At 46.1% G+C, this 10,981-nt stretch carries 12 protein-coding genes and 1 pseudogene; 9 read left to right on the top strand and 4 right to left on the bottom strand.

Annotated features, from left to right (window positions below; translation table 11 throughout):
• Nucleotides 1-167: 167 nt before the first annotated feature.
• Entirely contained in the window at nt 168-317 is a 150-nt protein-coding gene (locus QUA57_RS18640) for a hypothetical protein (protein WP_333062783.1), read from the bottom strand.
• A gap of 340 nt (nt 318-657) precedes the next feature.
• On the opposite strand from QUA57_RS18640, the gene QUA57_RS18635 reads away from it, so the two are divergent.
• A complete protein-coding gene (locus QUA57_RS18635; RefSeq protein ID WP_333062785.1) occupies nt 658-2,097 on the top strand; it encodes a HAMP domain-containing sensor histidine kinase in 1,440 nt (479 codons plus the stop codon).
• A 216-nt stretch (nt 2,098-2,313) separates the two neighbouring features.
• Here QUA57_RS18635 and QUA57_RS18630 read toward each other — a convergent pair whose 3' ends face one another.
• Nucleotides 2,314-2,808 (bottom strand): hypothetical protein, encoded by a 495-nt coding sequence (locus QUA57_RS18630; RefSeq protein WP_333062787.1) that lies wholly within the window; start codon nt 2,806-2,808, stop codon nt 2,314-2,316.
• Nucleotides 2,809-2,887: 79 nt separating this feature from the next.
• Here QUA57_RS18630 and QUA57_RS18625 point away from each other — a divergent pair.
• Nucleotides 2,888-3,118 (top strand): annotated as a pseudogene (locus tag QUA57_RS18625) (sensor histidine kinase); the annotation flags it as partial.
• A 216-nt stretch (nt 3,119-3,334) separates the two neighbouring features.
• Here the strand turns inward: QUA57_RS18625 and dnaN are convergent.
• Nucleotides 3,335-4,474 carry a DNA polymerase III subunit beta gene (gene dnaN, locus QUA57_RS18620; protein ID WP_333034715.1) on the bottom strand — a complete coding sequence of 380 codons (1,140 nt, stop codon included), beginning with the start codon at nt 4,472-4,474 and terminating at the stop codon, nt 3,335-3,337.
• A gap of 362 nt (nt 4,475-4,836) precedes the next feature.
• On the opposite strand from dnaN, the gene QUA57_RS18615 reads away from it, so the two are divergent.
• The 4 genes from QUA57_RS18615 to QUA57_RS18600 all read left to right on the top strand — a co-directional run bounded on the left by QUA57_RS18615 (nt 4,837) and on the right by QUA57_RS18600 (nt 6,806).
• Entirely contained in the window at nt 4,837-4,992 is a 156-nt protein-coding gene (locus QUA57_RS18615; RefSeq protein WP_333062788.1) for a hypothetical protein, read from the top strand.
• Between the two features lie 395 nt (nt 4,993-5,387).
• Entirely contained in the window at nt 5,388-6,056 is a 669-nt protein-coding gene (locus tag QUA57_RS18610) for a MotA/TolQ/ExbB proton channel family protein (protein WP_333062789.1), read from the top strand.
• Complete coding sequence (locus tag QUA57_RS18605; protein ID WP_333062790.1) at nt 6,034-6,441, top strand: biopolymer transporter ExbD; 408 nt, start codon at nt 6,034-6,036, stop codon at nt 6,439-6,441. The genes QUA57_RS18610 and QUA57_RS18605 overlap by 23 nt, the downstream gene beginning before the upstream one ends.
• 77 nt (nt 6,442-6,518) lie before the next feature.
• Entirely contained in the window at nt 6,519-6,806 is a 288-nt protein-coding gene (locus QUA57_RS18600; RefSeq protein ID WP_333062792.1) for a hypothetical protein, read from the top strand.
• 65 nt (nt 6,807-6,871) lie between these two features.
• Here QUA57_RS18600 and dnaA read toward each other — a convergent pair whose 3' ends face one another.
• Nucleotides 6,872-8,245 carry a chromosomal replication initiator protein DnaA gene (dnaA, locus tag QUA57_RS18595; protein ID WP_333062794.1) on the bottom strand — a complete coding sequence of 458 codons (1,374 nt, stop codon included), beginning with the start codon at nt 8,243-8,245 and terminating at the stop codon, nt 6,872-6,874.
• A 206-nt stretch (nt 8,246-8,451) separates the two neighbouring features.
• On the opposite strand from dnaA, the gene QUA57_RS18590 reads away from it, so the two are divergent.
• From QUA57_RS18590 to QUA57_RS18580, 3 genes are all read left to right on the top strand, one after another.
• Nucleotides 8,452-9,699, top strand: a complete 1,248-nt coding sequence (locus QUA57_RS18590; RefSeq protein WP_333062796.1) for an HhoA/HhoB/HtrA family serine endopeptidase — start codon at nt 8,452-8,454, stop codon at nt 9,697-9,699.
• Nucleotides 9,700-9,781: 82 nt separating this feature from the next.
• A complete protein-coding gene (gene def, locus QUA57_RS18585) occupies nt 9,782-10,315 on the top strand; it encodes a peptide deformylase (RefSeq protein WP_333062798.1) in 534 nt (177 codons plus the stop codon).
• 54 nt (nt 10,316-10,369) lie between these two features.
• Nucleotides 10,370-10,942, top strand: coding sequence for a TerD family protein (locus tag QUA57_RS18580; RefSeq protein WP_333062799.1), 573 nt, complete (start codon nt 10,370-10,372; stop codon nt 10,940-10,942).
• Nucleotides 10,943-10,981 lie beyond the last annotated feature (39 nt).

Raw genomic sequence — 10,981 nt, 5'->3', positions numbered from 1 at the left:
AGAGGTACTGGAATAATAATGAATCCTCCTGTATTTATTGTTTTAAGCACTGCATAGCTCTTAACTGAACCGTATTGACCTATAGGGGACGCACTGGCAGGTGTGTCGCTGGCTGAGCGTTACGGGGGGTTGCGAGTACCGGATCGGGGAGATGGGATGAAATCGCCTCAAATGCCGTAGCTTGCAAGGCGTCTCGCCATCGCCCTTAGCGAGCTAAAACTCAGGGACGCGATCGCCCCAATTTGGGCTTTTAACTTGTCTGCTGACGGGTGCATCGTGTTGGCGATCGGGCAATCCCGATTTTCTTCTATTATCAATTAATTATATTTCTCAGGGTAATAATTTATTAACAAAAGGTTAAGAGGATCACTTAAGGTTAATGAATAGTTAAATAGCTGAACCCAGCGCTAATACCGCTCAAGTCAGTATAAAATAAAGTCAGGTATAATTACCAGGGCGCATTTATCTCGGTGATACTCAATCTTGCCTAATACTTTAAGTGGTAAAATTTTCCTTGCTACAGTCAGTTTTGTGTGTAATTTAAAATGCAGTGTGCCAGGGGGATGCCGGTCAAAACACTCAACAACTCACCTGTTGACCTTTGGTAGCTGAATGTCTGCTGGCAAATAGAACCCAAAAAAGCGTGCTGATAAATTTATGTTGAATACCTCCTGCGTAGAAAGACCCGTCCAACCCATCTCCGAGGCTGACCTAGGAGAACTTTGTTTAGACTCTACTCTCCAACAATTGTCGCTTTACGATTTTCAGGTAGAAGCTACGGATTGGGGAATCCGAATTTCTCAGATGTTAGAAGCTAATCCACTGTTACCAGGAGTCATTGTCACTCATCAAGGTGAATTTGCCGGTATGATTTCCCGGCGGAGATTTTTAGAATTTATCAGCCGTCCTTTTGGGCGAGAATTATTTTTAAAGCGACCTGTGAGGGCTTTGTACCGCTTTGCCGAAACTGAGAGTTTAATTTTTCCCAGCAATACTTTAATCGTGGATGCAGCCAGGAAGTCGCTGTTGCGATCGAAAGAACTGCTTTACGAACCGATTGTGGTTCAAGTTTCGCCTCAAACTTATAGTTTGCTAGACGTGCACGAACTGTTAGTAGCCCAATCCAACATTCATGAACTAGCAACAAAATTGCTGAGGCAGCAAACTCAATCTCAACTAATTCAAACCGAAAAACTAGCCAGTTTGGGGCAGATGGTAGCTGGAGTCGCCCACGAAATTAGAAATCCCGTCACCTGCATCAGCGGAAATCTAGGCTTTTTGTCCAACTATTTGACAGACATCATGGACTTGCTGTCTGCTTACGAACACATTGTCGGTGAAAACGAAAAAATTGACCAACTCAAAAAACACATAGAATTTGATTTTTTGCAAGAAGATTGGGTGGAAATTCTCAAAAGTATGAAAGTTTCATCACAGAGGCTGACCGAACTCGTCACCAGCCTGCACACCTTTTCTCACATGGACGAAACCCACTTGAAACAAGCTAACATCCATGAATGTATTGACAGTACGCTGCTAATTATGAAAAATCGTCTGAAGTACGGGTTTAAAGTAGTTAAAAACTATGGAGATTTGCCTTTGGTCAAGTGTTACTCTGGTCAGTTGAGCCAGGTATTTATGAATATCATCAGCAATGCGATCGACGCTTTGGAAGAGGTAAAAGCAGAAAAAGATTTTATGCCTGCGATTACTATTGAAACTGAGGTAATAGATAGTTCTGACGGAGACTGCGTTAATTCGGAATTAATTCAAAATTATGTTATGGGCGATCGACAAAATTCAAGACAGCTATCATCCGCCTGCCCAAACGTCGGCTTTAGCCCCGAAGCAGCCGAAAAAAATCAAAATAACGCTTGGATAGCCATCAGAATTGCCGATAACGGACCCGGAATTCCGCCAGAAATTCAGCGGCGGATTTTTGAGACGTTTTTTACTACTAAACCCGCAGGCAAAGGTACCGGTTTGGGCTTGGCAATTACCCATCAAATTGTTACGGAAAAGCATAAAGGCAAGTTGAATTTGCATTCTACGCCCGGTACAGGTACTGAATTTGAAATTTTGTTGCCATTGATTTGAAGGAATAAGTCATATCAAAGCTATTAGCATCGGAATTATTCCTATCTCTCTTCTCTTTATCTGCGTTAATCAGGTCAATCCCTTGTCATCTGCGGCCTGAGAAATTATATTTTTTTAACCGCAGATGAGGGCAGATCAACACCGATTAACGCAGATGAATTAGATCAATTCCGGTTGCAGCATCGGTGACTGTTGACTAATGACTACTGACTCTTTTTAAGCTCTTAGCTGAACTGGCATCACCAAGAATGTAGCATTGACTCCACCCAAAGGCTGGAAAATTACGGGGGCTAAAGCACCGTTTAATTGCAGTTGAATTTCTGGGGATTGAGCCGTTTTTAAAATATCAATCAGATATTTCACGTTGAAAGCAATATCTATGCTATCTCCCGAAATCTGTGCGGGCATTGACTCTTTGCCACAGCCGACATCTTTAGCATCTACAGACAAAGTAATTTCCTGATTCTCCTCGTCGATGCTGCATTTGAGAATATTGTTTTTTTGGTCTGCAAAAACGGCTATTCTTTCTACTGCTGCTAAGAACGATCGCCTTTCTAAGGTAATTTGCCGCTCAAAGGAGGGCGGAATCAACTGCCGATATGCGGGATATTGCCCTTCCAAGGTGCGGGTTGTCAGCCGCTGGTCTGCCCACTCAAACACTACTTGACCGTGTTCAAAATGCAGGGTGACAGGTTCAGTCCACTGCCGCATCACCAGCATTCTTTCTACTTCCCGCAATGCTTTAGCGGGGACAGTCACCTTTAGCCCCGAAGCAGCCGAAAAAAATCAAAATAACGCTTGGATAGCCATCAGAATTGCCGATAACGGACCCGGAATTCCGCCAGAAATTCAGCGGCGGATTTTTGAGACGTTTTTTACTACTAAACCCGCAGGCAAAGGTACCGGTTTGGGCTTGGCAATTACCCATCAAATTGTTACGGAAAAGCATAAAGGCAAGTTGAATTTGCATTCTACGCCCGGTACAGGTACTGAATTTGAAATTTTGTTGCCATTGATTTGAAGGAATAAGTCATATCAAAGCTATTAGCATCGGAATTATTCCTATCTCTCTTCTCTTTATCTGCGTTAATCAGGTCAATCCCTTGTCATCTGCGGCCTGAGAAATTATATTTTTTTAACCGCAGATGAGGGCAGATCAACACCGATTAACGCAGATGAATTAGATCAATTCCGGTTGCAGCATCGGTGACTGTTGACTAATGACTACTGACTCTTTTTAAGCTCTTAGCTGAACTGGCATCACCAAGAATGTAGCATTGACTCCACCCAAAGGCTGGAAAATTACGGGGGCTAAAGCACCGTTTAATTGCAGTTGAATTTCTGGGGATTGAGCCGTTTTTAAAATATCAATCAGATATTTCACGTTGAAAGCAATATCTATGCTATCTCCCGAAATCTGTGCGGGCATTGACTCTTTGCCACAGCCGACATCTTTAGCATCTACAGACAAAGTAATTTCCTGATTCTCCTCGTCGATGCTGCATTTGAGAATATTGTTTTTTTGGTCTGCAAAAACGGCTATTCTTTCTACTGCTGCTAAGAACGATCGCCTTTCTAAGGTAATTTGCCGCTCAAAGGAGGGCGGAATCAACTGCCGATATGCGGGATATTGCCCTTCCAAGGTGCGGGTTGTCAGCCGCTGGTCTGCCCACTCAAACACTACTTGACCGTGTTCAAAATGCAGGGTGACAGGTTCAGTCCACTGCCGCATCACCAGCATTCTTTCTACTTCCCGCAATGCTTTAGCGGGGACAGTCACCTCAAATTCTTCTTGGGTTTCTTCGCCTTCAGCTTTTTCATTTGCAGTTTGAACTACTGCCAATCTGTGGCCGTCTGTAGCTGCAAATTCCAGGCAATCTTGCAATACCTTTAAATGCACGCCTGCAAGTACCTGTTTTGCCTCGTCGGGGCTAGTAGCAAATAAAGTTCCTTTGAGTCCTTCTATCAAGGCTTCCGGTGGTAATTTGAGGATTGTTCCGCCTTCGATGGCGGGCAATTCTGGGAATTCTTCCGGGCCCATGCCTCTAACTTGGTAGCTGCCAGAACTGCAAGTGAGATATGCTACGGTGTCCCCCGCTTCGTCTTCTAAAGTAATCTCTCCATCTGGGAGTCTCGAAACAATATCGTTGAGTAATTTAGCGGGTATGGTAAAACTGCCGCCGCCTGTTACTTCTGCTGCGAAGCTGGTACGAATGCCCAAACTGAGATCGAAAGCTGTCAAGCTAACCCGCTGATTTTCCTCATCCGCTACTAAGAGCACGTTGGCGAGTACCGGATGTGTCGGGCGGGAGGGAACGGCCCGACTTACCAACGAGAGGTTGGCGTTGAGGTCACTTTGGGTGCAAACCAATTTCATGGTAGGAAGGTTAATTAACCGGATTTGAAACAGAAACAAATCGTATCACAGAAAGCCGGCGGGTCAGTTTTTCTGTGTGTAGGGCTTAAGCATGGGGCTAGAAACCGGGTTTCTAGGCAAAATTTTGTCTGTAAAAACGAGAAGGCTTCGTAGAAACCGGGTTTCTGAAGTCAGCGCGCGTCGCGAATTATCTATGTTAGGTGTGCAGGGATCGCTAGTATTTTTTAATTTATTGAATTATTTTTGTATCGATCGCCCTGTGGAAACTGTGGAAAAAAAAGTTAATTGTTTGCTGGGCGTGACTTGTAGCTAAGAATTATATCGATTCCGGTTGCGCCGGAATCATTGTTGAGTGTTGACTGTTGACTGTACAGCGAGATTTTACGCTGCACGCTACAGTGCTTAAGAGCGTAGCGCTTCGTTACAGCAAGGGTGCAGATCCTACGAGCGATCGCCCAGCCCATGTGCGGGCAGGTTCCAGTCTCACTTGGTTTGGCGATCGGCTGTTGACGGGGTGACAATGCCTGTGGAACCTTGATGGTAAAAGCATTAAAGCCCCTGAACCTCAAAAAAAATAGTGGATTATTGACAGGCTTATTGACTCATAAGATCGTCCGAGAGATGCTTGAACCTGATTCTCTACGATCGCCACTCTCTTTTCTTGAGTTACGCCAGCGAAGAGCCTTTCGCTTGGTCACTCAACTCAAAACCTTGACCCAGCCTTGCTTTCAACCTGCTTGTCACCCCGTCTAGATCGGCTGGCGTTGATTCAAGATGATGCCAATTTCCTCGTATGGCTTTGGAAGACTCAAATTCATCTGCCTTTGGTATTGGATTTTTTATTGAGATAGATTATCATCAGTGCTGTCGAGCAAAATTGCTGGTACTACCAGCGGTCAATTAGGAGAAGTGGATGAATTTTTCAGCAATACGTGAACAATTTTTGGCAGGCGGTCTTGTCATGTGGCCGCTGCTGCTTTGTTCAATTCTATCGGTAACGCTGGCGAGCGAACGCGCCATATTCTGGATCAAAATTTACAGACGACAAAAGCAAGTTGCTCATGATGTTTTGCGGTTCTATCAACTCAATAACATGGTAAGTGTGATCGATAAGCTCAAGCAGAATGTTGACTTACCGATCGCCCGCATTTTCCTCAGCACGTTGCAGCTTGAAGACGCGACACCTGAAGAATTTATTCTAGCGCTAGAAACCGAGGGAAAAATCGAAATTCCGCTACTGAAGCGGTTCAATCATATTTTTGACACCATCGTTGCGCTAGCACCATTGCTCGGTCTTCAAGGCACAGTATTTGGGCTAATGACCACATTTGCCTCGATTAATATTGGCAACCTTGGAGCGACAAATAAATCGGGTTTGACCGCAGGCATTAGCGAAGACTTGATTGCCACTTCTGCCGGATTACTCGTGGGCATTATCACTCTGACATTTTCCAGCATTTACCGGGGCTTATATCAGCGCGAAGTTGGCCGAATTGAAGAATATGCAGGGCAGCTAGAACTGCTCTATCGTCGTCATTATCGAATTGCACAAAAAGAATATGAACTTACCCAAAGACCCTGAAATTCCTCCACAAATTAATATTGTACCGCTGATTGATGTGGTGTTCTCGCTGCTCACATTTTTCATTCTCTCTAGCTTGTTCTTAACCAACCCTGAAGGACTGCCTGTGGATTTGCCCAAAGCGACTTCGAGCCAGCCGACACAGGTAACGAACCGAGTCACCATCACGATTGATTCAAAAGGACAAGTCAGTCTCGATCGTCAGCCCACAACGGTAGAGGCTTTGCCCGCACAACTGAGCGCCTTAGCTGCTACTCGTCAAGGCCTGATTGCCGTGATTAACTCTGACGAAAAGGTTGATTTTGGCTTGGCTGTAGCCGTTATGGATCGGGTGCGACAAGTTAAAGGAGTTAAACTAGCCGTTGCGACTCGCAGACCAGCATGATATCGATTCCGGTTGCACTCCTTATCATTGTTGACTCTTGACTGTTGACTGTAGAAGGAGGGTCAAAAAAATGAAAATTGCGCGAATTATTTGTTGGCCTCGGGATTCGACTTTACGCCCGACTTTTGAAGCAAGGATTTGATATCATTCCGGCGCAGCCGGAATTGATATTACCTGTGGAAAACTGGTGGGAAAGCTGGTGCGGTCGATCGCCCGCCCATTTTTGTGCAAAAACTATTTCGGGCTATCGAGTAAAGTTTTCCACAAACGGAGGGGGACTTTTCCACAGGTTTTTCCACAGGCAAGATTGTCTATTATGGGGCATTGGGAATTGGGAATGGGAATTGTTGACTGTTGACTGTTGACTGGTAACTGTTGACGGTGTTGGGTGATGACAACAGACAACTGTCAACAGACAACTGACTTCAAATTAAGTTTTACGGCTGACAACATTAATCCGATCGCTCAACTGACGCAAAGTTTGAGCCAAATTCGGGTCAGTGTTCCGCAACTGAGCAATTTTGTCGCAACTGTAAAGCACAGTCGTGTGATCTTTGCCGCCGAACACTTCGCCCACCTTTGGCAAACTCAAACCAGTATGCTGCCTAATTAAATACATCCCTACTTGACGGGCAAGACTAATTTCTCGCCTGCGAGAAATGCCTTTCAAATCTTCCACAGAAACATCAAACTCTTCAGCCACAACTGCAATTACTGCATCTGGCGTCGCCTCTAAGCTTTCAGTTTGCTGGTTCAAAACCGGGGTGATATTCTCCACGGTCATCGGCAAACCGGTAATTGAAAGATATGCTACCGCCCGAATCAAAGCACCTTCCAATTCCCTAACGTTGGAAGTGTAACTAGAAGCAATGTATTCAATGACATCTCGCGGCAGACGCATATTTTCATACTCGGCTTTTTTCTGCAAAATTGCCATCCTAGTTTCCAAGTCGGGCAATTGAATGTCGGCAATTAATCCCATGGAAAATCTGGAACACAAACGCTCTTGCAGGCGAGGGATTTGCTGCGGCGGGCGATCGGAAGCTAAAACTACTTGATTTCCGGCTTCGTGCAAAGTATTAAAAGTGTGGAAAAATTCTTCTTGAGTGTATTCTTTGCCTTCAATAAATTGGATATCATCTATTAATAAAACATCGGCTGCTCGATAATGATCGCGGAAAGTTTGCATACTGTCTTTCCTAATTGCCGCGATTAAATCGTTAGTAAATTTCTCAGTAGAAACGTAAAAGATCTTGGCGTTGGGGTCAATTTCCAAGCGATAATGACCGATCGCCTGCATCAAATGAGTTTTGCCCAAACCGACGCCACCGCACAAAAATAGGGGATTGAATTCTCGGCCCGGAGACTCGGCTACCGCGAGGGAGGCCGCGTGAGCCATGCGGTTGTTGGAACCGACGACAAAGCGGGAAAATAAGTATTTCGGGTTTAAATTGGCGGGTTTGGGGGGGTGAAGCGAGTGGCTTTCGGGGACATCGGCGGCGATGGGGGAAGGCCAAATCATGGCTGAGTCACTGCTGCCACCTGTTTCGTTGCCCCCAGCAATTGTCAAGTAAATGTCTACGGGATAGCCGAGAATTTCGTACACTGCATCGGCAAGGATTTCTCTGTAATATTTTTGCAACCAATTGCGAGCAAAGGGGTTGGGGGCGCTGACGATCAAACAGTTATTTTCGAGTTGTTCGGCGCGGGCAGTTTTGATCCACGTCTCAAAGCTAGGTCTGCTCAGTTGTACCTGGAGACGTTCAAGTATCTGATTCCACAGACTTTCGAGGGGAATGTCCACTGCTCACCTCTGCCGATCGGCATTCAAGATATTAATTCTACTCTAGAGAGTTTAGTCCTCAGATGCTAAAGTTTAAGGGAGTCTGCCGTAGCTTGCGGGGCGGGGCGCCATCGCCCAAAAATTTGGCGGCTCTGCAGCCCAAACCAGGTATCGGGGAGCTGTTCAGCAAATATTTAGATTTGGCAGGAAAGCCTTAAAACATGGCCATGAAGAGTTCTACTGGCAAATTTTGGAAGCAACCGGCAATTTACATATTGCTGCTGGTAACGGGAGCCGGGGCCGCCATGTTGGGCGATCGTCTGACGGTTTCTCAATTTCGTGGAAATTCTGGCGATTCGGGACAAAGGGCGCTGGAACCGAAATTGCAACTGCCTCCTAATACAAAGGAAAAGGATCGAGTTAGCAAAGTCTTGCCGCCGGTTTCCTTGTCAGGCGACGCGGCTAATGTGAATTTTATTGTGGCTGCGGTGGCAAAAGTTGGCCCGGCAGTGGTTCGGATCGATGCTTCGCGCCGGGTGAAACCTGGAAATAGAGGGCTGTCGCCGGAAGATTTTTTTGGCAGAGAACCGAATTCGGGGGGCCGGGGCGGGCTCGAACGGGGTACTGGTTCGGGTTTTGTCATCGGTGCCGACGGCCTGATTCTCACTAACGCTCACGTTGTAGAGGGAGCCGATACGGTAAATGTAACTCTCAAGGACGGCCGCAGCTTTCAGGGGCAGGTGTTGGGGGCTGATAAGGTGACGGATGTGGCTGTGGTGAAGATTGAGGCGAATAATGTGCCTGTAGTGGCGATCGGCAATTCGGATAAGCTGTTGCCTGGAGAATGGGCGATCGCCATTGGCAATCCTTTGGGTTTGGACAATTCCGTAACTGCGGGAATTATTAGCGCTACGGGGCGATCGAGCTCTGACGTGGGCGTACCCGACAAGCGGATCGGTTTTATTCAAACAGACGCTGCAATTAATCCGGGGAATTCCGGCGGCCCGCTGCTGAATGCTTCGGGCCAAGTTATTGGCATGAATACGGCGATTATTCAAGGTGCTCAAGGATTGGGCTTTGCGATTCCCATTCAGGCGGCCCAACAGGTGGCGAAGGAACTGATTACGACGGGGAAAGTCGAACACGCTTATTTGGGAATTGAAATGGCGACGCTGAATCCAGAGGTTAAGGAGCAAATTAACAGCAACGCTAACAGCAGCCTGCGAGTTGCAGTCGATCGGGGTGTGGCTATTGTTAGCGTTGTTCCTAATTCTCCCGCAGCAGCAGCCGGTTTGCGGGCTGGAGATGTGATTCAAAAAATTAATAATCAGCCGATTATTCAGTCGGAAGCTGTTCAGGAGTTCGTGCAAAATGCTAAGGTTGGCGGGCTGTTGCAAATGGAAATTAACCGTAACGGGCAAAGAGTTAATTTGACTGTTAAACCGGGGAGTTTGCCGGTTCAAAAAGTTGGATAATCTGTTGACGGTTGACAGTTGACAGTTGACAGTTGACAGTTGATGGTTATTACCAATTACCAATTACCAATGACTAATTAATATGGCAGAAATCTTGCAAATTTCTCAATTAGGAAATCCCGTACTGCGCCGCCAGTCGCAAGTTGTCGAGAATATTAAGGACGATCGCATCCAACAGTTGATTGACAGCTTAATATTTACCGTACAGCAGGCAAACGGAGTGGGGATTGCCGCCCCTCAAGCGGCTCAGTCCGATCGCCTGTTCATCGTCGCATCGCGCCCCAACCTGCGCTATCCCCAAGCACCCAACATGGAGCCCACAGCGATGATTAATCCCCGGATTGTGGCTGCATCAACAGAGACAGTCAAAGACTGGGAAGGCTGTTTGAGTATTCCGGGGATTCGGGGATTGGTGCCCAGAAGTAGGGCGATCGAGATAGAATACACCAGTAGAGACGGCAAACTCCACCGACAAGAATTGACAGACTTTGTGGCCCGAATTTTTCAACACGAACACGACCATTTAGATGGAATCGTGTTTTTAGACAGAGTGGAAAATACCCACGAACTAATCACAGAGGACGAGTACCAAAAGCAAATTGTCAACTTACTATAACACTTGATATAATTGCTAGTAGTAACGCCAGTGATGTTGTGAATAGGAGGGCGAATGTCTATCAATTTGGAAAAAGGCGGGAGAATCAATCTCTCTAAAGAAGCACCGGGGCTAAAAAATGCCGGGATTGGTTTGGGATGGGATACCAATATTACAGACACAGGCGCAGCATTTGACTTAGATGCTTCCGTGTTTATGTTGGGGGCTACTGGCAAAATTCCCGGCGAAAAATACTTTGTTTTCTACAACAACAAGGAGTCGCCGGACACTTCTGTAATACATCTGGGAGATAGCCGAACCGGAGAAGGATTTGGCGATGATGAAACCGTTACAGTCGATTTAACAAAAGTCGATCCGGCGGTGCAAGAAATTGTGTTTGTGGTAACTATCCACGAAGCAGAATCGAGAAGGCAAAACTTCGGTCAAGTGCGGAATGCTTTTATCAGGATTTACGACACTACTACTAACACAGAGGTAACGAAGTACGATTTGGACGAGGATTTTTCTAGGGAGACAGCGGTAGAGTTTGGCAGACTTTACAAGAAAGACGGTGAGTGGAGGTTCCAAGCTGTAGGACAAGGCTACAATTCCGGCTTGCAAAGCTTTGTAGACAAGTATGCCGGATAAAAGGGCGATCGCTACTAGCTAAATAAATCGAGGGAAAAT

This window comes from Microcoleus sp. Pol7_B2 (assembly GCF_036701035.1).
In the GTDB taxonomy this organism is placed as follows: domain Bacteria; phylum Cyanobacteriota; class Cyanobacteriia; order Cyanobacteriales; family Microcoleaceae; genus Microcoleus.
Note: the sequence above shows the minus strand (reverse complement) of the source record. Positions and strands in the feature narration are given on the sequence as shown.